The 23,412-nt window shown below is 63.5% G+C and carries 22 protein-coding genes, 2 tRNA genes and 1 pseudogene; 6 read left to right on the top strand and 19 right to left on the bottom strand.

Annotation, left to right across the window (positions count from 1 at the left end; translation table 11 throughout):
- From dctM to BLR77_RS17650, 19 genes and pseudogenes are all read right to left on the bottom strand, one after another.
- A pseudogene (dctM, locus tag BLR77_RS17740) lies at positions 1 to 474 on the bottom strand (C4-dicarboxylate TRAP transporter large permease protein DctM); the annotation flags it as partial.
- A complete protein-coding gene (locus BLR77_RS17735) occupies positions 471 to 1,100 on the bottom strand; it encodes a TRAP transporter small permease (RefSeq protein WP_074680256.1) in 630 nt (209 codons plus the stop codon). The gene BLR77_RS17735 and the pseudogene dctM, both read right to left, overlap by 4 nt.
- A gap of 139 nt (positions 1,101 to 1,239) precedes the next feature.
- Positions 1,240 to 2,232, bottom strand: coding sequence for a C4-dicarboxylate TRAP substrate-binding protein DctP (gene dctP / locus BLR77_RS17730; RefSeq protein ID WP_074680253.1), 993 nt, complete (start codon positions 2,230 to 2,232; stop codon positions 1,240 to 1,242).
- 305 nt (positions 2,233 to 2,537) lie between these two features.
- Positions 2,538 to 3,923, bottom strand: coding sequence for a sigma-54-dependent transcriptional regulator (locus BLR77_RS17725; RefSeq protein ID WP_074680250.1), 1,386 nt, complete (start codon positions 3,921 to 3,923; stop codon positions 2,538 to 2,540).
- The gene (locus tag BLR77_RS17720; RefSeq protein ID WP_074680247.1) at positions 3,920 to 5,734 is read right to left on the bottom strand and encodes a sensor histidine kinase; all 1,815 of its coding nucleotides are present in this window, start codon (positions 5,732 to 5,734) and stop codon (positions 3,920 to 3,922) included. The genes BLR77_RS17725 and BLR77_RS17720 overlap by 4 nt, the downstream gene beginning before the upstream one ends.
- A 90-nt stretch (positions 5,735 to 5,824) precedes the next feature.
- On the bottom strand, positions 5,825 to 6,688 hold the full coding sequence (gene rfbD, locus BLR77_RS17715; protein WP_074680245.1) for a dTDP-4-dehydrorhamnose reductase: 864 nt from the start codon (positions 6,686 to 6,688) through the stop codon (positions 5,825 to 5,827).
- The gene (rfbC, locus tag BLR77_RS17710) at positions 6,685 to 7,233 is read right to left on the bottom strand and encodes a dTDP-4-dehydrorhamnose 3,5-epimerase (RefSeq protein WP_074680242.1); all 549 of its coding nucleotides are present in this window, start codon (positions 7,231 to 7,233) and stop codon (positions 6,685 to 6,687) included. The genes rfbD and rfbC overlap by 4 nt, the downstream gene beginning before the upstream one ends.
- Positions 7,230 to 8,102, bottom strand: a complete 873-nt coding sequence (gene rfbA, locus BLR77_RS17705; protein ID WP_074680239.1) for a glucose-1-phosphate thymidylyltransferase RfbA — start codon at positions 8,100 to 8,102, stop codon at positions 7,230 to 7,232. Before rfbA ends, rfbC begins: the two co-directional genes overlap by 4 nt.
- Before the next feature lie 12 nt (positions 8,103 to 8,114).
- Positions 8,115 to 9,176 (bottom strand): dTDP-glucose 4,6-dehydratase, encoded by a 1,062-nt coding sequence (rfbB, locus tag BLR77_RS17700; RefSeq protein ID WP_074680237.1) that lies wholly within the window; start codon positions 9,174 to 9,176, stop codon positions 8,115 to 8,117.
- A 133-nt stretch (positions 9,177 to 9,309) separates the two neighbouring features.
- Positions 9,310 to 9,385, bottom strand: a tRNA-Thr gene (locus BLR77_RS17695).
- 294 nt (positions 9,386 to 9,679) lie between these two features.
- On the bottom strand, positions 9,680 to 10,894 hold the full coding sequence (locus BLR77_RS17690) for a methyltransferase (protein WP_074680234.1): 1,215 nt from the start codon (positions 10,892 to 10,894) through the stop codon (positions 9,680 to 9,682).
- Between the two features lie 51 nt (positions 10,895 to 10,945).
- Positions 10,946 to 11,635, bottom strand: a complete 690-nt coding sequence (locus BLR77_RS17685) for an ABC transporter permease (protein WP_074680231.1) — start codon at positions 11,633 to 11,635, stop codon at positions 10,946 to 10,948.
- On the bottom strand, positions 11,632 to 12,327 hold the full coding sequence (locus BLR77_RS17680; protein ID WP_074680228.1) for an ABC transporter permease: 696 nt from the start codon (positions 12,325 to 12,327) through the stop codon (positions 11,632 to 11,634). The genes BLR77_RS17685 and BLR77_RS17680 overlap by 4 nt, the downstream gene beginning before the upstream one ends.
- Before the next feature lie 54 nt (positions 12,328 to 12,381).
- The gene (locus BLR77_RS17675) at positions 12,382 to 13,134 is read right to left on the bottom strand and encodes an ABC transporter substrate-binding protein (RefSeq protein ID WP_074680225.1); all 753 of its coding nucleotides are present in this window, start codon (positions 13,132 to 13,134) and stop codon (positions 12,382 to 12,384) included.
- A gap of 15 nt (positions 13,135 to 13,149) precedes the next feature.
- The gene (locus tag BLR77_RS17670) at positions 13,150 to 13,923 is read right to left on the bottom strand and encodes an ABC transporter ATP-binding protein (protein WP_072424824.1); all 774 of its coding nucleotides are present in this window, start codon (positions 13,921 to 13,923) and stop codon (positions 13,150 to 13,152) included.
- Positions 13,924 to 14,169: 246 nt separating this feature from the next.
- Positions 14,170 to 14,245: transfer RNA gene (locus BLR77_RS17665), tRNA-Phe, on the bottom strand.
- A 172-nt stretch (positions 14,246 to 14,417) separates the two neighbouring features.
- Complete coding sequence (locus BLR77_RS17660; protein ID WP_021490485.1) at positions 14,418 to 14,690, bottom strand: oxidative damage protection protein; 273 nt, start codon at positions 14,688 to 14,690, stop codon at positions 14,418 to 14,420.
- Positions 14,687 to 15,754, bottom strand: a complete 1,068-nt coding sequence (gene mutY, locus BLR77_RS17655) for an A/G-specific adenine glycosylase (RefSeq protein ID WP_074680223.1) — start codon at positions 15,752 to 15,754, stop codon at positions 14,687 to 14,689. The genes BLR77_RS17660 and mutY overlap by 4 nt, the downstream gene beginning before the upstream one ends.
- Positions 15,751 to 17,976, bottom strand: coding sequence for an AsmA family protein (locus tag BLR77_RS17650; RefSeq protein WP_074680220.1), 2,226 nt, complete (start codon positions 17,974 to 17,976; stop codon positions 15,751 to 15,753). Before BLR77_RS17650 ends, mutY begins: the two co-directional genes overlap by 4 nt.
- Positions 17,977 to 18,352: 376 nt before the next feature.
- Between BLR77_RS17650 and BLR77_RS17645 the strand changes: the two genes are divergently transcribed.
- From BLR77_RS17645 to hisF, 6 genes are all read left to right on the top strand, one after another.
- Positions 18,353 to 20,011 (top strand): OFA family MFS transporter, encoded by a 1,659-nt coding sequence (locus BLR77_RS17645; protein ID WP_074680218.1) that lies wholly within the window; start codon positions 18,353 to 18,355, stop codon positions 20,009 to 20,011.
- Positions 20,012 to 20,157: 146 nt separating this feature from the next.
- Complete coding sequence (gene hisB, locus BLR77_RS17640) at positions 20,158 to 20,751, top strand: imidazoleglycerol-phosphate dehydratase HisB (RefSeq protein WP_074680216.1); 594 nt, start codon at positions 20,158 to 20,160, stop codon at positions 20,749 to 20,751.
- A complete protein-coding gene (gene hisH / locus BLR77_RS17635; RefSeq protein ID WP_074680213.1) occupies positions 20,752 to 21,390 on the top strand; it encodes an imidazole glycerol phosphate synthase subunit HisH in 639 nt (212 codons plus the stop codon). It abuts the gene before it with no gap.
- Positions 21,390 to 21,644, top strand: a complete 255-nt coding sequence (locus tag BLR77_RS17630) for a DUF2164 domain-containing protein (RefSeq protein ID WP_072424828.1) — start codon at positions 21,390 to 21,392, stop codon at positions 21,642 to 21,644. The genes hisH and BLR77_RS17630 overlap by 1 nt, the downstream gene beginning before the upstream one ends.
- 40 nt (positions 21,645 to 21,684) lie before the next feature.
- Positions 21,685 to 22,422, top strand: coding sequence for a 1-(5-phosphoribosyl)-5-[(5-phosphoribosylamino)methylideneamino]imidazole-4-carboxamide isomerase (hisA, locus tag BLR77_RS17625; protein WP_074680210.1), 738 nt, complete (start codon positions 21,685 to 21,687; stop codon positions 22,420 to 22,422).
- A gap of 72 nt (positions 22,423 to 22,494) precedes the next feature.
- Positions 22,495 to 23,265: an imidazole glycerol phosphate synthase subunit HisF gene (gene hisF / locus BLR77_RS17620; RefSeq protein ID WP_017675945.1), complete on the top strand. Its 771-nt coding sequence runs from the start codon at positions 22,495 to 22,497 to the stop codon at positions 23,263 to 23,265.
- Positions 23,266 to 23,412: the final 147 nt, after the last annotated feature.

Below are 23,412 nucleotides of genomic sequence, written 5' to 3'. Positions count from 1 at the left end.
CACCACCATCACGATCGACGGCGGAATCAGGATGCCCAGGGTACCGGCGTTACAGACGATGCCGGCGCCGAACGCCTGCGGATAACCGGAGCGCACCATGCCGGCGATGGCGATGGAGCCGACTGCCGCTACGGTGGCTGGCGAGGAGCCAGACAGCGCGGCGAACAGCATGCACGCCAGCACCGCGCCGATGGCCAGGCCGCCACGGATGTGGCCGACGCAGGCGTTGGCGAAGTCGATCAGACGCTTGGCCACGCCGCCGGTGGTCATGAAGGCACCGGACAAGAGGAAGAACGGAATCGCCAGCAGGGTGTAATGCTCGCTGGTCTCGAACAGCTTGATCGCCAGCGAGCGCACCGAGTCGGGGCTGAACAGCATGATTGTGATCGAACCGGCCAGGCCGAGCGACGCGGCGATTGGCACGCCGATGAACATCAGCAAGAACAGCAGCAGGAAGAGGAACAGGACGGTCATTGCTTGGGCTCCTCGTGCTCATTGACCTTCAGGGCATCGGCCGCTTCGTCGGCCAGACCGAGGCCGGTCTGCTCGTTGCGCAGGATACGGACGAGGATTTCCAGGAAGCGGACGAACACCATGGCGTAGCCGAAGGGCACGATCATGCCGATATGCCATTGCTGGATGCCGTAGTGACCGAGGTCTTCGGCGCCGATACCGGCGGTGAACAGGGTGTGCACCCAGTCGAAGCTGCCAACGGCGATCAGGCCGGCATAGCCCAGGCAGGCCGAGCAGGCGATCACACCGATGATGCGCTGGATGCCGCGCGGGGCGAGTTTGACCAGGGCGTCGACGCCGATGTGGCCGGCGGTGCGCACACCGTAGGCCAGGCCGAAGAAGATCAGCCAGCCGAACAGGGCCTTGGTCAGGGCATTGCTCCAGGTCATCGCCTGGGCCATGTCGAGAATGGAGTCGCCGATAGCGAGCAGGGTCTCGTTACCGCCGAAATAGTCACCCAGCCAGTAGAACAGGGTGTAGAAGTTGTTGAGGATCACGTAGACGAAAGTGATCAGCGTCATGGTCGCCAGGAGGAAAGCGATAAAGCCTTCCTCGAAGTGCTCCCAGCCGCGCCGCAAGGCGTTCATGGTCGGTTCTCCCGAATGGAAAGGGCGTAGGGTGGGGCGGTACGAATGCGGCCGACCCACCAGTTGCAGCATGTCGGCGTCGTTGACGCCGCGGTGGGTCAGTATCTGGCGATACTGCCCACCCTACGGCTCTCCGGCCTTACTGCTGGTTGGCGGCTTGGGCTGCCTTGATCAGGTCGGCACCGATTTCGCCTTCGAACTTGCTCCACACCGGCTGCATGGCTTCGCGCCACTGGTTACGCTGCTCCGGAGTCAGAGTCAGGATCTCGGTGCTGCCTGCCTCGACGATGCGCTGCTTGTCGCCTTCGTTGAGGGCGTCAGCCTGCTTGTTCACCTCGACGGTGACCTCGGCGATGATCTTGTTCAGCTCGTCGCGTACGTCAGCCGGCAGACCGTCCCAGAACTTGGTGTTGGTGATCAGCATGTAGTCCAGCAGGCCATGGTTGGACTCGGTGATGTACTTCTGCACTTCGTGCATCTTCTGGCTGTAGATGTTCGAGTAGGGGTTCTCGGCACCGTTGACCACGCCAGTCTGCAGGCCCTGGTAAACCTCGGCGAAGCTCATCTTGCGCGGGTTGGCGCGCACGGCCTTGAACTGCTCTTCCAGTACGGCGGAAGCCTGTACGCGGAATTTCAGGCCACGGGCGTCTTTGGGCTCCAGCAGCGCCTTGTTGGCCGACAGCTGCTTCAGGCCGTTGTGCCAGTAGGCCAGGCCGGTGATGCCCTTGTCGGTCATGGAGGTCAGCAGTTTCTGGCCTTCAGCGCTCTTCTGGAAGCGATCGACTGCAGCCATGTCGTCGAACAGGAACGGCAGATCGAATACCTGCAGTTGCTTGGTGTAATGCTCGAACTTGGCCAGGGACGGGGCGATCATCTGGACGTCGCCGAGCAGCAGCGCTTCCATTTCCTTGCCATCGCCGAACAGCGAGGAGTTCGGATAGACCTCGACCTTGACCTTGTCGCCCAGGCGCTCTTCTGCCAGTTGCTTGAACAGCACGGCACCCTGACCTTTCGGGGTGTGCTCGGCAACCACGTGGGAGAACTTGATGACGATCGGGTCGGCAGCGTGAACCACGCCAGCGATGGACAGGGACAGGGCGCAAGCCAGCGCCTTGGCAGTCAGTTTGAACATGCGGATGCTTCCTCTTGTTGTGTTTATCGCATTTGCGCCGGGGCGCTGCTGGCGAACGGACAAGAGCAAGTCTAGGCGGCTTGGGGAAAAACGCCGGTGGCATCAGCGAGGCCTGGACTTGTACTTGTGGGTTCGCTTGAGGTTAGCCTAGAGCAACCCTTGTGCCAGTCTGCTATGCGCCAACCTTGCGTGCCGTGCAAAGGCCCATGGCTGTGGGCTTTGATGGCTCTTTGCCGAAAGTCGGGCGGGCGTATGAGGCCGCCCGCGACAGAACGGCAGGGAGGGAACTGGCGGTTTGTCGCCAGTCAGTCGAAGTCCTCTGGCGAGCTTCCGCCAGCGCCGGAGAAATTCAGCCCATGTTTGCGCAGTTTGTCGTGCAGGGTCTTGCGCGGCACGCCCAGAGCTTCGGCCAGGCTGCGCAGCGAGCCGTGCGGGCGGCTCAGTTCGGCGGCAATCAGGGCGCGTTCGAAAGCTTCGACCTGCTCGCTGAGCCCGCCGTTGACCGGTGGCAGGTTCGGCGCGTTGCTGTCGAGTGCCAGTTCCAGGCCCAGGGCGAAGCGCTCGGCGGCGTTCTGCAATTCGCGCACGTTGCCCGGCCATGGGTGACGCAGCAGCAGCGCGCGCTGCCCCGGCTGCAGCTCGCGCGGCGCCAGGGCGTGGCGGGCGGCCGCCCCATCGGCGAAGTGCTGGAACAGCAGCAGGGCATCCTCGCCGCGTTCGCGCAGCGGTGGAATGGACAGCGGCGCGACGTTAAGACGGTAGTAGAGGTCGGCGCGGAAGCGCCCGGCATCGGCGGCCTGGCGCAGATCCTCCTTGGTCGCGGCGATGACGCGGATATCCAGCGGGATCAGCTGATTACCACCAAGGCGCTCGACCACGCGCTCCTGCAGCAGGCGCAGCAGTTTGACCTGCACATCCATGCTCATGCTCTCGATCTCGTCGAGGAACAGGGTGCCGCCGTTGGCGAATTCGAACTTGCCGATGCGTCGTTTCTGCGCGCCGGTGAAGGCGCCGGCCTCATGGCCGAACAGCTCGCTTTCCACCACCGACTCGGCCAGGGCCCCGGCGTTGATGGCGACGAAAGGCCCTTCGCGGCGATTGGACAGGTCGTGCAGGGCGCGCGCCACCACCTCTTTGCCGGCGCCAGTCTCGCCGAGAATCAGCACGTCGGTGGCGATGCCGGCCAGGGCGCCGATCTGTTCGCGCAGGCGCTGCATGGCGGGTGACTGGCCAACCAGACGGCTGGACAGTTGCTGGCGGTCATTGAGCGCCATGCGCAGGCTGCGGTTGTCCAGCACCAGGCGGCGTAGCTCCAGAGCGCGGCGTACGCTGTCGAGCAGGTCGTCATTGGCGAAAGGCTTTTCCAGGAAGTCGTAGGCGCCAGCGCGCATCGCCTGGACGGCCAGCGGCACGTCACCGTGACCGGTGATCAGCAGCACCGGCAGCTCGGCATCGCGCTCGCGCAATTGCTGCAGCAGTTGCAGGCCATCGATGCCCGGCATGCGAATGTCGCTGACCACCACGCCCGGCCAGCCGACGGGAATACGTGCGGGCAGGCCCTGCGCGTCGCCCAGGCTGAGGACCTTGAGCCCGGCCAGGTCGAGCGTCTGGCTGAGCGCCTGGCGCAGGTGGGCGTCGTCGTCGATCAGCAGTACCTGAATGCGGCTGTCGATGGCGCTGTCGCTGGTCATGGCGAAGGGTCCTCTGAAGGTTGCAGGTTGACGCCTGGGCTGGCCAGGCGCAGGCGCAGGGTGATCAGCGCGCCGCCGGCCGGATGATTGGCCAGCAGCAGTTCGCCGTCCAGCGCGCGGACCAGACTATCGCAGATGGCCAGCCCCAGCCCCAGGCCCTGGGCGCTGGTCTTGGTGGTGAAGAAGGGCTCGCGCGCGCGCGCCAGGGACTCGGTCGAGAATCCTGGGCCATTGTCGCGCAGCAACAGATGAAGGTGCTCGGCCTGATGCTCGATGCTGATCCAGATACGGCGTGGCGGTGCCTTGTCGACCAAGGCATCGAGCGCATTGCCGAGCAGATTGCCCAGCACCTGGCGCAGCCGCGTCTCGCCGGCCTGGACCCAGAGGGTGGCGTCCGGCAGGTCGCGGATCAGTTCCACGTCCATCGCTCTGCGGCGTTTGGCAAGCAGGGAGAGGGCGTCGTCCAGCGCTGGCTGCAGTGCGACCCGCTCCGGTGCGTGGCGGTCGCGGCGGGCGAAGGCGCGCAAGTGGGCGATGATCGAGGCCATGCGCTCGGTCAGTTCGCTGATCAGCTTGAGGTTGGCGCGGGCATCGTCGCTGCGCTGGTGATCGAGCAGGGTGCTGGCGTTCTCCGCGTAGCTGCGGATGGCCCCCAGCGGCTGGTTGAGTTCATGGCTGATGCTCGCGCTCATGGTGCCGAGCGCCGAGAGTTTGCCGGCCTGGACCAGCTCGTCCTGAGCGCGCACCAGTTCCTGTTGGGCCTGTTCACGCTCGAGCACTTCCTGCTTGAGGCGGCTGTTGAGCAGTTCCAGATCCTGCGTGCGCTCGGCCACGCGCTGTTCCAGCTCGGCCTTGGCGCGGGCGTCGAGGGCAATGCGTTCCAGGTAATGACGGCGGCGCAGTATCAACAGGCCCAGCAGCAACAGCAGCGCCAGCAGGGCGGCTGCACCGACGGCCACGGCGCTGCGTACGGGGCGGTCGAGGAGTATGCGCGGGGCGAGGATGCTCACCGTCCAGCCGGTTTCTTCCAGGGCGCGGCTCTGTGTCAGCCAGGCGTTCGGGTCGATATCGAGCAGGGGCGGTGCCTGGGTCGGGTAGGGCTGGTTGGCGGCGATCGCCGATTGCTCGACACGGTCCAGCGGGCGGCTGGCGTGAAAGCGCCAGTCCGGCCGCGAAGTGAGGATGACCACGCCATTGGTGTCGGTGACCAGCAGTTGTTCCGGGGTGTTGCCCCACAGCGTTTCGGTGTGGTCGAGGTCGACTTTGACCACCAGTGCGCCGATATTGTGGTCGTCCTCGCGCACCGGATAGGCGAAGTAGTAACCGCGCTTGCCCGAGGTCGTGCCGAGGCCGAAGAAGCGGCCCAGACGACCGGCCAGCGCTTCGCGAAAGTAGGGGCGGAAGGCGAAGTTGCCGGCGACGAAGCTGTCGGGTTTATCCCAGTTAGAGGCGGCCAGGGTGACGCCGCGCGGGTTCATCAGGTAGATCACGTCGGCGCCGGTCTGGCTCTTGATGCGGGCCAGCAGGCGGTTGGCGTTGTCCAGCGCGGCGGGGTCTTCGGGTGCATGCAGCGCGGCGCGCAGGCCGGGCAGGTCACCGAGAATCTGCGGCAGGACCTCGTAACGACGCAGCGTGCCGAGCAGGTTGGCGACGTACAGATCCAGCGTTTGCCGGTTCTGCTCGATCAGCACCTCACGGTAATAACGCTCGGCCAGGTAATGCACCGGCCACAGCAGCGGAGCGAGCAGCAGCGCCAGCAGCACAAGGCTGCGCCAGCGCAGGCGGCGGGGAGTGGCGGTGTTCGTGCTCATGGCAAACCGAGTCGAAATGATCGGCGCATTATGCACGTTAAGCGTGCGGCCGGTGACGTGCGCCGGGCGCCGCTGATGAAACGCAGGGCGTCAGCTCATGCGCTGCAGGCAGGCATCCAGTGCCGTGCGCCAGTCCGGCAGGCGAACCTGCCAGTCCTGCTCCAGGCGCTCGCCATCCAGGCGCGAATTGAGTGGGCGCTGCGCCGGTGTCGGGTACTCGCTGCTGGGGATGGGGCGCAGCCTGGCGCAGGGCTTGCCGGCAGCACGCAGACGCTCGGCGATGGCGCTGGCGAAGCCGAACCAGCTGGTCTCGCCCTGGCAGGTCAGGTGGTAGGTGCCCCAGTGATGGCGCCCCTGCTGCCACTTGTCGATCAGCTCGGCGGTGGCGCTGGCGATACTGCCGGCCCAGGTCGGCGCGCCGATCTGGTCGTCGACCACGCTGAGCTCCTCGCGCTCCTGCAGCAGGCGCTGCATGGTCAGCAGGAAATTGCGCCCGTGCTGCGAGTAGACCCAGCTGGTGCGCAGGATCAGGTGGTCGCAGCCGCTGATGCGCAGCGCCTGTTCGCCTGCCACCTTGCTGGCACCGTAGACGCCCAGCGGGCGTGGCGTATCGGCCTCACGGTAGGCGGTGGCCTTGCTGCCGTCGAAGACGTAGTCGGTGGAGTAGTGGATCAGCGGGATGTCCAGCTCGAAGCAGGCATCGGCCATGGCGCCCGGCGCTTCGGCATTGATGGTGAAGACGAGTTCACGCTCCTGTTCGGCCTGATCGACGGCGGTGTACGCGGCGGCATTGATCACTAGCGCGGGACGCTCGCGCAGCATGGTTTCGCGCAGGCTGTCCGGGCGCGACAGGTCGAATGCCTGCCGGCCGAGGCTGATCAGTTCGTGCTCGCGCAAGGCCAGTTGCAGTTCACGGGCGACCTGGCCGGTGTGGCCGCTGATAAGAATCTTCATGCGAAGGTCTCGGCTTCGGTCAGGCTCATACCCTGCTGGTCCTTGGCCGAGAGTTGCAGCGTCAGACCGTCGAGCGGCCAGTCGATGGCCAGTTGTGGATCATCCCAGCGGATGCAGCGCTCGTGGGCCGGGGCATAGTAGTCGGTGGTCTTGTAGAGGAACTCGGCGTATTCGCTGAGCACTAGGAAGCCATGCGCGAAGCCTTCCGGCACCCACAGCTGGCGCTTGTTCTCGGCGGACAGATGTACGCCGACCCACTTGCCGAAATTCGCCGAGCTGCGGCGTACGTCGACCGCGACGTCATAGACCTCGCCGGCACTGACACGCACCAGCTTGCCCTGGGCCTGCTGCAGTTGATAGTGCAGGCCGCGCAGCACGCCGCGGGCGGAGCGCGAATGGTTGTCCTGGACGAATTCGCGGGTTACCCCGGTGGCTTCGGCAAAGCGCCGTGCGTTGAAGCTCTCGTAGAAGAAGCCACGCTCGTCACCGAATACCTGGGGTTCGAGAATCAGCACTTCCGGCAGTGCGGTTGCGATCACTTTCACAGCGACTCCTCCGCCAGTTTGTACAGGTACTGGCCGTAGCCGGTCTTGCCCAGCGCCTTGGCGCACGCGAGCAGTTGGTCGCGGTCGATCCAGCCCTGCTGATAGGCGATCTCTTCGAGGCAGGCGACCTTCAGACCCTGGCGCTTTTCCACGGTCTGCACGTATTGCGAGGCGTCGATCAGGCTGTCGTGGGTGCCGGTGTCGAGCCAGGCGAAGCCGCGGCCGAAACGCTCCACGCGCAGGTCGCCGCGGGCCAGATAGGCGTTGTTGACGTCAGTGATTTCCAGCTCGCCGCGTGGCGAGGGTTTCACCGCCTTGGCGATCTGCACCACGTCGTTGTCGTAGAAATACAGACCGGTCACGGCAAAGCTGGACTTGGGTTTTGCCGGCTTTTCCTCGATCGACAGCGCGTTGCCGGCGGCGTCGAATTCGACCACCCCAAACCGCTCGGGATCGCTGACCCAGTAGCCGAAGACGGTGGCACCGCTGTCATGACTGGCTGCGCGCAGCAGTTTCTCGGTGAAATGCTGGCCGTGGAAAATGTTGTCGCCGAGGATCAGGCACACCGAGTCGTTGCCAATGAACGGCTCGCCGATCAGGAAGGCCTGGGCCAGACCATCAGGAGAGGGTTGCTCGGCATACTGCAGTTCGATACCGAACTGGCTGCCGTCACCGAGCATCTTCTGGAAGTTGGGCAAATCCTCGGGGGTTGAGATGATCAGGATCTCGCGAATGCCGGCCAGCATCAGCACCGACAACGGGTAGTAGATCATCGGCTTGTCATAGATCGGCAGCAGCTGCTTGGACACGCCGAGGGTAATGGGGTGCAGTCGGGTGCCAGAACCTCCGGCGAGGATGATGCCTTTCATTATTCCTGCTCCTTAGAGTGCGCCGAGTCGCTGACCCTGATAGCTACCATCCTGCACGCGGCGGTACCAGTCGAGATTGTCCAGATACCACTGTACGGTCTTGCGCAGACCGGTTTCGAACGTTTCCTGCGGTACCCAGCCCAGCTGGCGTTCGATCTTGCCCGCGTCGATGGCGTAGCGCAGATCGTGACCCGGGCGATCCTGCACGTAGGTGATCAGGTCTTCATAGCGCGCGATACCGGTGGGCTTCTGTGGTGCCAGCTCCTCCAGCAGCGCGCAGATGGCGCGTACCACGTCGAGGTTCTTCTGCTCGTTGTGTCCGCCGATGTTGTAGGTCTCGCCGACCTGCCCTTCGCTGACCACCTTGAGCAAGGCGCGCGCGTGGTCCTCCACGTACAGCCAGTCGCGTACCTGCTGACCGTTGCCGTACACCGGCAGCGGTTTGCCCACCAGGGCGTTGAGGATCATCAGCGGAATCAGTTTCTCGGGGAAATGGTAGGGGCCGTAGTTGTTCGAGCAGTTGGTGATCAGCACCGGCAGGCCATAGGTGCGTTGCCAGGCGCGCACCAGATGGTCGGACGCCGCCTTGCTCGCCGAATAAGGCGAGCTGGGCGCGTAGGGGGTGGTTTCGGTGAAGAGATCGTCGACGCCATGCAGGTCGCCATACACCTCGTCGGTGGAAATGTGATGAAAGCGAAAGGCTGCCTTGCGCTCAGCACTCAGGCCAAGCCAATAGGCGCGGGTGTTTTCCAGCAGGCTGTAGGTGCCGACGATATTGGTCTGGATGAACGCAGCCGGGCCATCGATGGAGCGGTCGACATGAGACTCGGCCGCCAGGTGCATGATGGCGTCGGGCTGGAACTCGGCCAGCGTTGCCGCGACGCATTCGCTGTCGCCAATGTCGCCCTGGACGAAGCGGTAGCGCGGGTTGTCATCGATGGGTGTGAGCGACTCCAGGTTGCCGGCATAGGTCAACTTGTCGAGGTTGAGTACTTCATGCTCGGTACTTTGGATCAGATGGCGAATCAGGGCCGAACCGATGAAGCCGGCGCCGCCGGTAACAAGAATGCGCATCTGCTCATAACCTCGCTATGTAACTTTTCGCCATACCCACGGGCCGAGTGCGGTAAGTGCAATGAACAAGCGACGGATGTGGGCAGGAGCAAAAACAAAAAAGGCCTGCATGAAAGCAGGCCCTGATATTAGATGGTGCCGGCACCAGGAGTCGAACCCGGGACCTACTGATTACAAGTCAGTTGCTCTACCAGCTGAGCTATACCGGCACTGAAGGGCCGCCATTATATCCATTCATCGGCCTGAGTAAAGCCACCTTCGAGTCAGGTTTTTCCGGACTCGGCTATCAGCAGCTTCTGGCTTATGCACAAAGAGAAGGCGCGAGCGACGGTGGCGCACCGGCTCTGTGCATTCGATCACGACTTTTCGCAAGTTATTGTTTTTGCTAGGGCTTCGAAGACTGTTCGAAAAGTGATCAGATGTCTACGAGGCAATTCCCAAGTGGCTTTGCAGCATGTGCCCAGAAAGGATCAACAGAGTTATCCACAGCTTCTGTGCGCAACTCAGACGCGCTCTGCCAGCAGTAGCAGGTTGCGTGGGCTCAGGCGGTATTCGCAGAAGGTGCCCAGCTTCACGCTGTATCCCTGTTCCTGCAGATACAGGGCGCGGTCGAGCAGCAACCAGAGTTCCAGTGGCCGGCGGAACAGGTTGCGCAGCAGTTCCAGATTGCGCACTTCGGCCAGACGTTGCCAGCCGCGAGCTTCCAATGCTGGCCAGTCCTGCTCACCAGGCGCTGGCACGTCACGCAGCGCGGCGAGGTCGTGGCAGAAGTGGGCGAAGGGTTTGCTGAGCCAGTCGCTGGGCAGCGAGGGGGTTGGCAGGTATGCATCGATGCCACGTAGCTGGCGCTGTAGCAGGTCGAAGGCCAGGCGCCAGGCCATCGATTGGTCGCGTTGCCGGCGTACGCGCGCGCCGGCGGTGACGGTTTCGCTCAGCGGCAGGCCGAGGTCGTCGCGTGATAGCAGCAGGTCCGAGCCCTGCGCGGCCGTCGACAGCGGCTGGTAGTGCATGGCGGCGATGCGGTTGTAGCAGCAGGGCGCGACCGCCAGTTGTGAGCATCCCTTGCGGCTGGCCAGTTGCAGCAGGCGTACATGCAGGTCGCCGCAGGCGTGCAAGGCCACCGGGGTATGTTCTTTCGTCAGCCGCTGGTTGCAATCATCGGCCAGCACATCCTGCTGTATGTGTGCGGCGTCCAGTCCCAGGCGTTTGCTCAGTGCGCTACCAGATTCGATCAGCGCCGGATCGTACTCCAGGCAGGTCAGGCGCTGGTCATCCTGGGTCAGCCAGCGGCCCAGGTGGCCCTTGCCGGAGCACCAGTCGAGCCAGTGCGTGGGGTGCTGGCGAAACGGTAGGTGACTGGCGAAGGCCCGTATCTGCGCCAGCTTTCTACCGGGCACATCGACGCTGAGGGTGTGTGCACGCGGCGAACTGTCCAGGCTCGGAATCTCGCCCAACTGGCTAAGCGTTTGCGCTTGGCGGGCCAGGTCGGGAAAGGGGGCAGGTGCAGGGAGTGCGAAGGGGCTGTTGTCGCTGGCTTCAGCCTGTTCCAGGGAGCGGCTGCGCAGCCAGGTAGCCAGTTCCGCCAGCTCTGCTTCCCAGGGCAGTTGCAGGTAATGAAACGGCCGTGGGCGCCACAGAGCCTGGTGCTGCAGAAGAAAGCTGTCCAGGGCCTGGAAACGGGCGAGCAGATCGCCTGAGGTAAGAATGGGCTCGGACATGGCGCTCATGCGTCTGGTTGAGCCGGGCCGCCAAGTGGCTGCCCGGTTGGCTTAGCGACCCTGGCAGGCGTCGACGCGCAGCCAGCGCTCCAGCAGGCGGAAGGCGCGCACCAGAACGAAGGCGATGACCAGGTAGAACAGGCCGGCAGCGAAGAAAATCTCCACCGGCAGATAGGTGCGCGCGATGATGGTGCGCGCCATGCCGGTCAGTTCCAGCAGCGTCACGGTGCTGGCCAGGGCGCTTGCCTTTAGCATCAGGATCACTTCGTTGCTGTAGGCCGGCAAGCCGATACGCGCAGCGCGCGGCAGGACGATGTAGAACATGGTCTTGGCCCGCGACATGCCCAGTGCGCGCGCCGCCTCCACTTCACCGGGCGGCACGGCCTGGATAGCGCCGCGCAGGATCTCGGCGATATAGGCGGCGGTGTGCAGGGTCATGGTGATGATTGCGCACCAGTAAGGCGAGCGCAGGTAGGGCCAGAGTGGGCCCTGGCGCACGGCGTCGAATTGCGCCAGGCCGTAGTAGACCAGGAACAGCTGCACCAGCAGCGGCGTGCCGCGGAAAAAGAAGATGTAGCCATAGGGCAGGGCGCGCACATACCAGTGTTTGGACGCGCGGGCGATACCCAAGGGCAGTGCGAGGATCAGGCCGGCGATGACGGCGATGGCCACCAGTTCCAGGGTCAGCAGCGCGCCTTCGGACAGGCGCGGCAGCCACTTGATGATGACTTCCCAGTTCATGAGGCGCTCCGGACGAAGCCGCGGCTAGCGCGCTTCTCGAGGAAATGCAGGCCGATCATGGCGAGAACGGTCAGGCCCAGGTAAATGAAGGCCGCAACCATATAGAAGGTGAAGGGCTCCTTGCTGGAGGTCACCGCGATTTGCGAGCGGCGCATGATCTCCTCCAGACCGATCACCGACACCAGCGCGGTATCCTTCATCAGAATCATGAACAGATTGCCCAGGCCGGGCAGGGCGATACGCCACATCTGCGGCAGGATCAACTTCCAGAGAATGCGCGCCTTGGACATGCCGAGCGCCTGACCGGCTTCGCGGTGGCCCTTGGGTATGGCCAGGATGGCGCCACGGAACACCTCGGTGGCGTAGGCGCCGAAACACAGGCCGAGGGCGATGGTGCCCGCAGCGAAGGCGGAGAGCTCGAGGCTCTCGACGCCGAGCAGGTCAGCCAAACTGCGCATCAGGCCAACCGTGCCGAAATAGATCAGCAGCACCCAGAGCAGTTCGGGTACGCCGCGCACGATGGTGGAATAGCTGCCGCCGAGCCACTGCAGTGGCTTGTACGGCGAAGTCTTGGCCAGTGCGCCGAGCAGGCCGAGCACCAGACCTACAGCCAGCGCGCAAAGCGCCAGTTTGATGGTCATCAGGGTGCCGGCGGCCAGGGCGGGGCCGAATCCGTGGAGTTCGAAAATCATCGGAGGGCTCGGGCAATTGCGCCGCCCAATGGGCGGCGCAGTGCCTTCAGGTCATCAATAGATGCTGAACGGGAAGTACTTGTCGTTGATCTGCTTGTAGGTACCGTCTTCGATGATGGCCTGCAGAGCGGTGTTCAGCTTCTCGCGCAGCGGGTCGCCCTTGCGCACGGCGATGCCGATCTTGTCGTTGTCGAATACCGGGTCGCCCTTGAATTCGAACTCTTTGCCGGCATCACTCTTGAGCCATTCCCAGTTGACGAAGGTGTCGGCCAGCACGCCATCGAGACGGCCCGAGGACAGGTCGAGGTAGGCGTTTTCCTGGGTGTCATACAGCTTGATGTCGACCACCTTGTCCAGGTTGTCTTCCAGCCAGGTACCGGCGATGGTGGCGCGCTGCGCACCGATCACCTTGCCCTTGAGGCTGCCGGCATCGGTCTTGAAGTCGGCCGACTTCGGTGCGATGAACTGCAGCTTGTTGGTGTAGTACGGCTCGGTGAAATCGACCGCGGCCTTACGCTCTTCGGTGATCGACATCGAAGCGATCAGGAAGTCGAATTTCTTGGCGTTCAGCGCCGGGATGATGCCATCCCAGTCGGAGGTGACCACTTCACATTCGGCCTGCATCTTGGCGCACAGCGCCTGGCCGATTTCCACGTCGAAGCCGGTGACCTTGCCGCTGGCGTCGATCAGGTTGAAGGGCGGGTAGGCGCCTTCGGTGCCGAGTTTCAGTTTGTCAGCTGCGACAGCGCTGGTGCCGAAAGCCAGGGTAGCGGCTGCGGCCAGCAGGATCTTCTTATAGTTCTGCATGCATGTTGCTCCGTGTTAGCGATTGCTGGACATGAATTGTTTACAGCGTGCCGAGTTGGGGTTGTCGAACACCTGAGCGGGCGGCCCCTGTTCCTCGACCAGGCCCTGGTGGAGAAACACCACCTCGCTGGAAACCTGGCGAGCGAAACTCATTTCATGGGTCACCAGCAGCATGGTGCGACCCTCATCGGCAAGCGCGCGAATCACATTAAGCACTTCTTGTACCATCTCCGGGTCGAGTGCCGAGGTCGGCTCGTCGAACAGGATTACCTTCGGCTGCATGGCGAGGGTGCGGGCGATGGCCGCGCGTTGCTGCTGACCGCCGGAAAGCTGATTGGGGTAGACGTGACGTTTGTCGGCGATGCCGACCTTGGCCAGCAGCGCTTCGGCCACCTCGATGGCCTCGGCCTTGCTCTGACCCAGCACGCGGCGCGGCGCCTCGATGATGTTGTCGAGCACGCTCATGTGCGGCCACAGATTGAAATTCTGGAAGACGAAACCGATTTCGCTGCGCAGGCGATTGATCTGCCTGTTGTCGGCAGCAACCAGATCGCCGTTCTTCGCGGCCTTGAGCTTGAGCTCTTCACCGGCGACGAAAATCTGACCCTGATGCGGGTTTTCCAGCAGATTGATGCAGCGCAGGAAGGTGGACTTGCCGGAGCCGGAGGAGCCGAGAATGGAGATGACGTCGCCGTCTTTGGCCGTCAGGGAAATGCCCTTGAGCACTTCGAGATCGCCGTAGCGTTTGTGCAGGTTGCGGATTTCCAGCGCGGGCGTCGCCTCGGCCATGGGGTGGTGTCCTCTTCTTCTTCGAATGCACTCCGGCGTACGGCGGGCCGTCCTGGCTGGCGGCCAAGCTAGCATAGCGTTTCCGTGACCGCCAAGCCGTTTGCTGGGCGATGTAGGGATGCTGAGTCGCAGGTGTCGCCTGGCTGCAGTTGCTTGTCGCGCAGGCGAAACAATGGCACGAGAAATAGCCGGAGGCAGAAAGCAAAAAGCCCCAGCGCATGGCTGAGGCTCTTTGTTTGCTATTCATGGTGCCCAGGGACGGAATCGAACCGCCGACACGGGGATTTTCAATCCCCTGCTCTACCAACTGAGCTACCTGGGCCAACGGGGCGCTATTAGACGGATTTGAAGGATCAGTGTCAAGCGCGGGTTTGAAAAATATTTAATTATTTCGGGCGCTTAGGATCGTGATCGAGAAATGCGGGGAGGGCGGGCCGGGGGGCGTGCGCAACATGCAGCGGCTGTCGCGGCTAAAGCCCCTCCCACAGGTGTCGTCACTCGCTCGGCGGTACGTAGCCTTCGGCCTGGGCGTATTCCTCGCCGGAGAGGAACTTGTCCATCTCGGCTTGCAGGAACTTGCGATCCTCGGCGTTCATCATGTTCAGGCGACGCTCGTTGATCAGCATGGTCTGGTGCTTCTGCCACTCGTCCCAGGCCTGCTTGGACACGTTGGTGAAGATGTCTTCGCCTTTGGGGCCGGGGTAGGGCGCGCGATCCAGGCCGGGCAGTTCCTGTTTGTATTTGCGGCACTGTACGGTGCGGGTCATGTCGGTTCTCCAGCGGTAATGACTTGCGCCGCGCGCTTGAGCAGCTTCTTCACCGGGGCGGCGAGGCCCAGGCGCGGCGGGGTGGCGAGGTTATACCAGAGCCAGTCGGCCTCGGCCACGCGACCTGGCTGTTCGGTTGCCTCGATCAGCCAGGGTTCGATGGCCAGCTGGAAGTGGCTGAAGGTGTGGGTCAGACCTTCCAGTTCGCGGCGTTCGCCGAGTTCGAGCTGTTGCTGCTGGCCGAGCTCTGCGAGTTGTGCGAGATCGTCCAGTTCCGGCAGGCTCCACAGTCCGCCCCACAGCCCGGTGGAGGGGCGGCGATAGAGCAGGATGTCGCCGGCGTCATTGACCAGCAGCGGCATCAGCGTGCGTTTCTGCGGCAGTGCCTTGCGTGGCTTGGGCACCGGATAGCGGATTTCCAGGCCGAGCAGGTGCGCCTGGCAGCCGCTGCGCACCGGGCACAGCAGGCAGGTGGGTTTGCTGCGGGTGCAGAGGGTGGCGCCGAGGTCCATCATCGCCTGGGTGTAGTGGTTGACCCGCTCGTGTGGGGTGAAGCGCTCGGCCACGTCCCACAGCTGTTTGGCCACCTTCGGTTCGCCGGGATAGCCCTCCTGTGCCACGTAGCGCGCCAGCACGCGCTTGACGTTGCCGTCGAGGATCGGTGCGCGTACGCCCATGCTCAGGCTGGCGATGGCGCCGGCGGTGGAGCGGCCGATGCCCGGCAGTTCGCTAAGGGCATCGACGCTGCGGGGGAACTCGCCGCCGTGCTTGCGCATGATGATCTGCGCGGTCTTCTGCAGGTTGCGCGCGCGGGTGTAGTAACCCAGGCCGGTCCACAGGTGCAGCACTTCGTCTTCCGGCGCTTCGGCGAGGTCGCGCACCGTGGGCAGCGCGGCCATAAAGCGGTCGAAGTAGCCGAGCACGGTGCTGACCTGGGTCTGCTGCAGCATGATTTCCGAAACCCAGACGCGATACGGGGTGATGTTCTGCTGCCAGGGCAGATCCTTGCGTCCGTGCTGGTCGTACCAGGCCAGCACGGCGCCGTTGAACTGCTCGGGGCTCATCGGTTGAACAGGCCCTTGAGTGCGTCTTTCAGATCCGGGCTGACCTTGTCGCCGAGTTTCTCTTCCAGCTTCTCGGTCAGCTTGTTGCCGGCCAGGCGCGCGGCGATCTTGCCCAGGCCGTCCTGATCCAGGCGGCAAGCCTTGGCACCGAGTTCCAGCGGGCCGCGGCAGCGCAGCGGCCATTCGATGCCGACGTAGCGCTCGTTGACCTGGCAAGCCGGGTCCGGCATTTCGCGCTGGTCGCCTTCCAGGGTGATGCCGACCTTGTAGTCGAGGCCGAGCACGCGTAGGTCGAGGTCACCGTTGCCGCTGACTGCCAGGCCCGGCACCTGGGCCTTGAGATCCGGGTTGTGGGCGACGCCGTCGCGCACGCTGAGGCTGCCCTTGAGTTCGCGGAAGGGGGTGTCCTTGCCGGTTGGCGGGTTACTCAGCGCCTTGCGGTTGAGGGTGGCGATGCCGCGGCACAGTTGTTGTTCGAGGTTGGCGTCGACCAGCACGCCGTCGTTGAGGACGAAACTGGCGTTGCCATTGAGCGCTTCGATCCAGGCCTTCTGGCTGTTGCCGCGGGTGTTGAACTTGGCGTCCAGATCGAGCTGGCCCTTGATCGGCGAAGGTTGATCGTCCTTCTTCAGCAGCGGTTCCAGCGGCATGCGGCTGAGGCGCTGTTCTAGGCTGAGCATCGGCTCGGCCTGACGCACATCGATGCGACCGCTGCTGACGAAGCTGCCGCCTTGCAGTTTGCCGCGCGCCTCTTCCACCGTGATCAGGCCGCCACGGCCATTGGCCTTGAGATTGACGTCGCTGAACTGATGCTTGTCGTAGGTGAGCTGGGCGAGGCTGAGCGCCAGTTGCAGGTCGAGTTTGCGCAACTGATCCACCGGCAGCACTTTGTCGTCGCTCCAGGCCTGCTGGGTGGGTTTGTTGGGCAGTGGGGTGGAGCCGTCCTTGCCGGCGCCGGCGATGCTGTCCTTGACCTCGGCCTTGCGCGCTGCAGCGGCGCTGTCTTGGCTTTTGGGCGGCAGGTAGCGGTTCAGGTCGAGCTTGTCGCCCTTGAGATCGGCGCGTAGGGCCTGCTTGGCGAAGTCGCTCACGCCGAGCTTGCCGGTGAAGGTGCTGCCGTCGAGCTTGAGGTTGAGCTCTTCGAGCATCATGCCCTTGCTCGAGCCATTCAGGCGGCTGACCAGTTCGAACTGGTTGAGGCTATCGCTGGCCTGCATGGCCGGCAGCTCGACGCCCACGCCTTCGAGGAACTCGCGCAAGTTGAGCGAGGCGATGGACAGGCCGCCGGAAATCTTGGCGTCCTTGTCCAGTTCGCGTGCCTTGATCTCGCCGAGGGCGCGCAGCTGGTTGGCGGAGAGCTTCAGACCGTTCCATTCGGCGACGTTGGCGGCCAGGTCGACCAGCAGTTGGCCCTGGGCGGAGAAGTTGAGGGTCTTGCCCTTGAGCGGCTCGCCCGAGGCTTCGCCAGCCAGTTTGAGGTCTTCGAACTGGTAGCGTTTGAGCACGCGGTCGAAACGCAGCTGGCCTTCAACCTCGCTGCGTGCGCGCAGCACCGGCTGGTTGGTGCCGAAGAAGGCACTGAGTTTGACCGGGATGCTGGCGCCTTCGCGGATGGCGCCGGTTTTCAGCTCGATGTTCTCGACGGTGAATTGCTGGCCCTTCTGCGCGTCGCTGTAGTCGATGCGCGAGTTGCTCAGGGTCAGGCTGTCGATATCCAGCTTGACCGGCTGACCGGCTGGTTTGTCACTCGGCTGGCTCGGCGGTGTTTCTTCGCTCGGCGCCGGCTCGCTGGGTGTTTGCTGCGGCGCGCTGGCCTGGGTGGGGCGTCCGACGCCTTCCCAGTTACCACGGCCTTTGTCGTCGCGCTGCAGGTTGAGATTGAGACCGTCGACGCGGATATCGCTCATCTGCACTTCCTTGCGCAGCAACGGCATCACGCGGACGGAAAGGCCGATCATGCGCAGGTCGGCGAACGGCTTGTCCGGCGTGTCGGCGCTGGCCAGGGTGGCGTCGGTCAGCTCCAGGCCCAGCCAGGGGAACAGGCTCCAGCCGATGTCGCCCCTGAGCTGCAGCTCGAGGTTGGCCTTGTCGCGGGCGATCTGGCGGATCTCGTCCTTGTAGTCGTTGGGGTCGAACAGATGAGTCAGGGCGAACAGCAGCGCCACTACGATCAGCAGCAAGCCGAGAAAGAAAAGGCCCAGGATCTTGCCTAACGCTTTCATGAACGGGTCCTTGGTTTCGAGAGCTGGAATGGCGGTGTGCAGAAGACTGCCGATTATAGCGTCATGCCGCCATGTCCAGGCGCCTGCTTGAGGCGGTGAACAGGGATCGGCTCGAGCTTGGATCGGAATAGGTTCGAGCGGTTCCCCGCAGCTGCGCCGTGCAGCGGATTGGCGGCCGGATCGACGCTGTCTATCACGCAATAGACGAGGTCTTTTAGGTTTTTGCGTAAAAAGCAAAAAATCTGCATAAATTGATAAAAATTGACTTCTTGCGCGGCGATTTGTCGCGCCCTGGTGCTACTCTCCGCAAGCTTTTACCTCGGCGAGTCTATGCGATTGCCCTTGCTTGCTCGTAACCATAAAAAGAGACCTATCTATGACTGACGCCTTTGTATTGGACGGCGATGCGGCGAAGCCTGCATTTCTGTCCAAGGAGCGCATCATCGCGCGCCCCGGTTTCAACCGTTGGTTGGTTCCGCCAGCCGCTCTCGCCATTCACCTTTGTATCGGCATGGCCTACGGCTTCTCGGTGTTCTGGTTGCCGCTGTCGAAGGCGGTCGGTATCACCGCTGCCACGGCCTGTGCCCCGGAAATGGGCTTCTTCGAGCAGATTTTCGCCAGCAACTGCGACTGGCAGATCTCCATGCTCGGCTGGATCTACACCCTGTTCTTCGTTTTCCTCGGCTGCTCGGCTGCCATCTGGGGTGGCTGGCTGGAACATGCTGGCCCGCGCAAGGCGGGCGTTGTCTCCGCGCTGTGCTGGTGCGGTGGTCTGCTGATTTCCGCGCTGGGTATCTATACCCACCAGATCTGGCTGCTATGGCTGGGGTCGGGGGTAATCGGTGGTATCGGTCTCGGCCTGGGCTACATCTCGCCGGTTTCGACCCTGATCAAGTGGTTCCCGGACAAGCGCGGCATGGCTACCGGTATGGCGATCATGGGCTTCGGTGGTGGTGCGATGGTCGGTGCGCCGCTGGCGGCGATTCTGATGAATCACTTCGCGTCGGCTGAAGGCGTTGGCGTCTGGCAGAGCTTCGTGGTCATGGCGGTGATCTACTTCATCTTCATGATGGGTGGCGCGCTGTCCTACCGCGTTCCGCCGACCGGCTGGAAACCGGCGGGCTGGACCGCGCCGACAGCCAAGGCCAACAACGCGATGATCACCAAGGGCCACGTACACGTGAATACCGCGTGGAAGACCCCGCAGTTCTGGCTGGTCTGGGCTGTGCTGTGCCTGAACGTGTCGGCCGGTATCGGCATCATCGGCATGGCTTCGCCGCTGCTGCAGGAAGTCTTCGCCGGCAAGCTGATCGGTGTCGACCTGGCATTCAACGAGCTCAGTTCCGCGCAACTGGTCGAGATCGCCGCCATCGCTGCGGGCTTCACCGGCCTGCTCAGTCTGTTCAACATCGGTGGCCGCTTCTTCTGGGCCTCCTGCTCGGACTTCATCGGTCGCAAGGGCACCTACTTCGTGTTCTTCGGTCTGGGTTTCGCGCTCTACGCTTCGGTGCCTATGCTCGGTCACCTGGGCAGCCTGGCGCTGTTCGTGCTGGCGTTCTGCATCATCCTGTCGATGTACGGCGGCGGCTTCGCCACCGTGCCGGCCTACCTGGCCGATTTGTTCGGCACGCAGATGGTCGGCGCGATCCACGGTCGCCTGCTGACTGCCTGGGCGGTAGCTGGTGTGCTCGGCCCGGTGCTGGTCAACTACCTGCGCGAGTACCAGTTGAGCATCGGTGTGGAGAAGGCTGCGGCCTACGACATCACCCTGTACATCCTTGCCGGCCTGCTGGTGCTGGGCTTCATCTGCAACGCTCTGGTGCGTCCGGTGGCGCCGAAGTACTTCATGACCGAGGCCGAGCTGGCCGCCGAGCGCGCCCATGGCGAGAAGTCGGCGCCGGCGGCGAGCGAGCTGGAGTGGTCGGCTGATCCGTCGAGCAAGCCGGTGGCAGTCGCTGCCTGGCTGGTGGTGGGTATACCGCTGGCCTGGGGTGTGTGGATCACCCTGCAGAAGACCGTCGTGCTGTTCCAGTAACGCCGTGCTTGTGGAAAAGCCCGCTCAGGCCTCGCGCCTGCGCGGGCTTTTTCGTTTCTGCCCGTCCGACCATCGCCGGTAGCCGTTGCCGCCCCGGCACGCCTATAATGCTGGCCTTTTTCCGTTAGTAATTCGTGGAGCTGGTGATGGCCGAACGTACGGCATTCGTCGAGCGCAACACCCTGGAGACCCAGGTCAAGGTCTCGATCAACCTGGATGGCACCGGTAAGGCGCGCTTCGATATCGGTGTGCCCTTTCTCGAGCACATGCTCGACCAGATCGCCCGTCATGGTCTGATCGACCTCGATATCGAGTGCAAGGGCGATCTGCATATCGACGACCACCACACCGTCGAGGACGTCGGCATTACCCTCGGCCAGGCCTTCACCAAGGCCATTGGCGACAAGAAGGGTATGACCCGTTACGGTCATTCCTACGTGCCGCTGGACGAAGCGCTGTCGCGCGTGGCGATCGACTTCTCCGGTCGTCCGGGCTTGCAGATGCATGTGCCCTTTACCCGCGCGGTGGTCGGCAACTTCGACGTCGATCTGTTCCAGGAGTTTTTCCAGGGCTTCGTCAACCACGCGCTGGTGTCGCTGCACATCGACAACCTGCGTGGGCACAACACCCACCACCAGATCGAAACCGTGTTCAAGGCCTTCGGCCGCGCCCTGCGCATGGCCGTGGAGCTGGACCCGCGCATGGCCGGGCAGATGCCGTCCACTAAAGGCTGCCTGTAAATGCAGACGGTAGCCGTAATCGACTATGGCATGGGCAACCTGCACTCGGTGGCCAAGGCGCTGGAGCATGTCGGCGCTGGTCGGGTGCTGGTGACCTCGGACGCCAAGGTGATCCGCGAGGCCGACCGCGTGGTGTTTCCCGGCGTCGGCGCGATCCGCGACTGCATGGCCGAGATCAGGCGCCTGGGCTTCGACGAGCTGGTGCGTGAAGTCAGCGCCGACCGCCCGTTCCTCGGCATCTGCGTCGGCATGCAGGCGCTGCTCGAGCGCAGCGAAGAGAACGACGGCGTCGATTGCATCGGCCTGTTCCCCGGTCAGGTGCGCTTCTTCGGCAAGGATCTGAACGAAGACGGCGAGCGCCTGAAGGTGCCGCACATGGGCTGGAACCAGGTCAGCCAGGCGGTGAAGCACCCGCTGTGGCACGACATTCCGGACAATGCGCGTTTCTACTTCGTGCACAGCTATTACATCGAGGCTGGCAAGCCGCAACAGGTGGTCGGTCGCGGCCACTACGGCAAGGATTTCGCCGCGGCGCTGGCCGAGGGCTCGCGTTTCGCCGTGCAGTTCCACCCGGAGAAGAGCCATACCCACGGCCTGCAGCTGCTGCAGAACTTCGCCGCTTGGGATGGTCGCTGGTAATGGCCCGCAACAAGGTTCCCAGTCTCGCGCTCGAGCCTGCCCAGGAGCAGGCCGCGCTGCTGATGCTGCAACGCTTTCTCGACGAGCGTTTCGAGCTGCAACTGGGCACCTTCGAAGTGCAGGAAGTCCTCGACCAGATCACTCGCGAGCTGGCGCCGCACTATTACAACAAGGCGATTCTCGATGTGCAGGCGCACCTGAAAGACAGGTTCGAAAGCATCGAAAGCGACCTCTGGGCGCTCGAGAAAAGCTGAGCGCCTTTTACGAATTCCAAGACTTGAGCAGGTTCAACCGATGCTGATTATCCCCGCTATCGATCTGAAGGACGGCGCCTGCGTGCGTCTGCGCCAGGGCCGCATGGAAGACTCCACGGTATTCTCCGATGACCCGGTGAGCATGGCCGCCAAGTGGGTCGAGGGCGGTTGCCGTCGTCTGCATCTGGTCGACTTGAACGGCGCCTTCGAAGGGCAGCCGGTCAATGGTGAAGTGGTCACCGCCATTGCCAAGCGCTACCCGACCCTGCCAATCCAGATCGGCGGCGGCATCCGCACCCTGGAAACCATCGAGCACTACGTGCGTGCCGGCGTCAGCTACGTGATCATCGGCACCAAGGCGGTGAAGGAGCCTGAATTCGTCACCGAGGCGTGCAAGGCCTTCCCGGGCAAGGTGATCGTCGGCCTGGATGCCAAGGACGGCTTCGTCGCCACCGATGGCTGGGCGGAAGTGTCCAGCGTGCAGGCTACCGACCTGGCCAAGCGCTTCGAGGCTGACGGCGTGTCCGCCATCGTTTATACCGACATCGCCAAAGACGGCATGATGCAGGGCTGCAACGTCGAAGCCACAGCTGTGCTGGCCGCTGCCAGCCGCATTCCGGTGATCGCCTCCGGCGGCATCCATAACCTCGGCGACATCGAGAAGCTGCTGCTGGCGCGTTCGCCCGGCATCATCGGCGCCATCACCGGCCGCGCCATCTACGAAGGCACCCTGGATGTGGCTGAGGCCCAGGCCTTCTGCGACAGCTTCAAGGGTTAATGGGTAGGGTGCGCGGTGCGCACCGCTGACGGTTTATCGGTGCGCGCGGCGCACCCTACGAGAGAAGTCGACATGGCACTGGCCAAACGCATCATTCCTTGCCTCGACGTGGACAACGGCCGCGTGGTCAAGGGCGTCAAGTTCGAGAACATCCGCGATGCCGGTGATCCGGTGGAAATCGCTCGTCGTTACGATGAGCAGGGTGCCGACGAGATCACCTTCCTCGACATCACCGCCAGCGTCGATGGTCGCGACACCACCCTGCATACCGTCGAGCGCATGGCCAGCCAGGTGTTCATCCCGCTCACCGTCGGTGGCGGCGTGCGTACCGTGCAGGACATCCGCAATCTGCTCAATGCCGGCGCCGACAAGGTGTCGATCAACACCGCTGCGGTGTTCAACCCCGAGTTCGTCGGCGAAGCCGCGGCGCGTTTCGGCTCGCAGTGCATCGTCGTTGCCATCGATGCCAAGCGTGTGTCTGCACCAGGCGAGCCGGGCCGCTGGGAAATCTTCACCCATGGCGGGCGCAAGCCGACCGGTCTGGATGCCGTGGCGTGGGCGCGCAAGATGGAAGACCTGGGTGCTGGCGAAATCCTGCTGACCAGCATGGATCAGGACGGCGTCAAGAGCGGCTACGACCTGGGCGTGACTCGTGCCATCAGCGAGGCCGTGCGCGTGCCGGTGATTGCCTCTGGCGGCGTCGGCAACCTGCAGCACCTGGCCGATGGCATCCTCGAAGGCAAGGCCGATGCCGTGCTGGCCGCGAGTATCTTCCACTTCGGCGAATACACTGTGCCGGAAGCCAAGGCTTACCTGGCCAGTCGCGGTATCGTGGTGCGCTAGAGCTCCAGCCTGTTCGGGCCACGGTCGTGGCCCGTTGGCCGCTCGACAAGGCTGGTAACGAAAGCTGCGGGCGAGTCGACGGCAAAGTGCCAGCGATGCGACTAAAATCACTCTTCATCCCTAAATCCCATGCCCTCTGCTTCTGGC

The organism is Ectopseudomonas alcaliphila, assembly GCF_900101755.1.
Lineage (GTDB): Bacteria > Pseudomonadota > Gammaproteobacteria > Pseudomonadales > Pseudomonadaceae > Aquipseudomonas > Aquipseudomonas alcaliphila.
The sequence above is the reverse complement of the archived record's forward strand: the minus strand, read 5'-3'. Positions and strand labels throughout refer to the sequence as shown.

Bases quoted from the DNA above. Each gene is read 5' to 3' on its own strand.
- BLR77_RS17735 (WP_074680256.1), bottom strand. From the start codon at position 1,100: ATGAACGCCTTGCGGCGCGGCTGGGAGCACTTCGAGGAAGGCTTTATC.
- mutY (WP_074680223.1), bottom strand. From the start codon at position 15,754: ATGAGCCCCGAGCAGTTCAACGGCGCCGTGCTGGCCTGGTACGACCAG.
- BLR77_RS17645 (WP_074680218.1), top strand. From the start codon at position 18,353: ATGACTGACGCCTTTGTATTGGACGGCGATGCGGCGAAGCCTGCATTT.
- hisH (WP_074680213.1), top strand. From the start codon at position 20,752: ATGCAGACGGTAGCCGTAATCGACTATGGCATGGGCAACCTGCACTCG.
- hisB (WP_074680216.1), top strand. From the start codon at position 20,158: ATGGCCGAACGTACGGCATTCGTCGAGCGCAACACCCTGGAGACCCAG.
- BLR77_RS17675 (WP_074680225.1), bottom strand. From the start codon at position 13,134: ATGCAGAACTATAAGAAGATCCTGCTGGCCGCAGCCGCTACCCTGGCT.
- hisA (WP_074680210.1), top strand. From the start codon at position 21,685: ATGCTGATTATCCCCGCTATCGATCTGAAGGACGGCGCCTGCGTGCGT.
- BLR77_RS17720 (WP_074680247.1), bottom strand. From the start codon at position 5,734: ATGAGCACGAACACCGCCACTCCCCGCCGCCTGCGCTGGCGCAGCCTT.
- rfbD (WP_074680245.1), bottom strand. From the start codon at position 6,688: ATGAAGATTCTTATCAGCGGCCACACCGGCCAGGTCGCCCGTGAACTG.
- BLR77_RS17680 (WP_074680228.1), bottom strand. From the start codon at position 12,327: ATGATTTTCGAACTCCACGGATTCGGCCCCGCCCTGGCCGCCGGCACC.
- BLR77_RS17725 (WP_074680250.1), bottom strand. From the start codon at position 3,923: ATGACCAGCGACAGCGCCATCGACAGCCGCATTCAGGTACTGCTGATC.
- BLR77_RS17630 (WP_072424828.1), top strand. From the start codon at position 21,390: ATGGCCCGCAACAAGGTTCCCAGTCTCGCGCTCGAGCCTGCCCAGGAG.
- dctP (WP_074680253.1), bottom strand. From the start codon at position 2,232: ATGTTCAAACTGACTGCCAAGGCGCTGGCTTGCGCCCTGTCCCTGTCC.
- rfbB (WP_074680237.1), bottom strand. From the start codon at position 9,176: ATGCGCATTCTTGTTACCGGCGGCGCCGGCTTCATCGGTTCGGCCCTG.
- BLR77_RS17690 (WP_074680234.1), bottom strand. From the start codon at position 10,894: ATGTCCGAGCCCATTCTTACCTCAGGCGATCTGCTCGCCCGTTTCCAG.
- rfbA (WP_074680239.1), bottom strand. From the start codon at position 8,102: ATGAAAGGCATCATCCTCGCCGGAGGTTCTGGCACCCGACTGCACCCC.
- BLR77_RS17670 (WP_072424824.1), bottom strand. From the start codon at position 13,923: ATGGCCGAGGCGACGCCCGCGCTGGAAATCCGCAACCTGCACAAACGC.
- BLR77_RS17650 (WP_074680220.1), bottom strand. From the start codon at position 17,976: ATGAAAGCGTTAGGCAAGATCCTGGGCCTTTTCTTTCTCGGCTTGCTG.
- BLR77_RS17660 (WP_021490485.1), bottom strand. From the start codon at position 14,690: ATGACCCGCACCGTACAGTGCCGCAAATACAAACAGGAACTGCCCGGC.
- BLR77_RS17685 (WP_074680231.1), bottom strand. From the start codon at position 11,635: ATGAACTGGGAAGTCATCATCAAGTGGCTGCCGCGCCTGTCCGAAGGC.
- hisF (WP_017675945.1), top strand. From the start codon at position 22,495: ATGGCACTGGCCAAACGCATCATTCCTTGCCTCGACGTGGACAACGGC.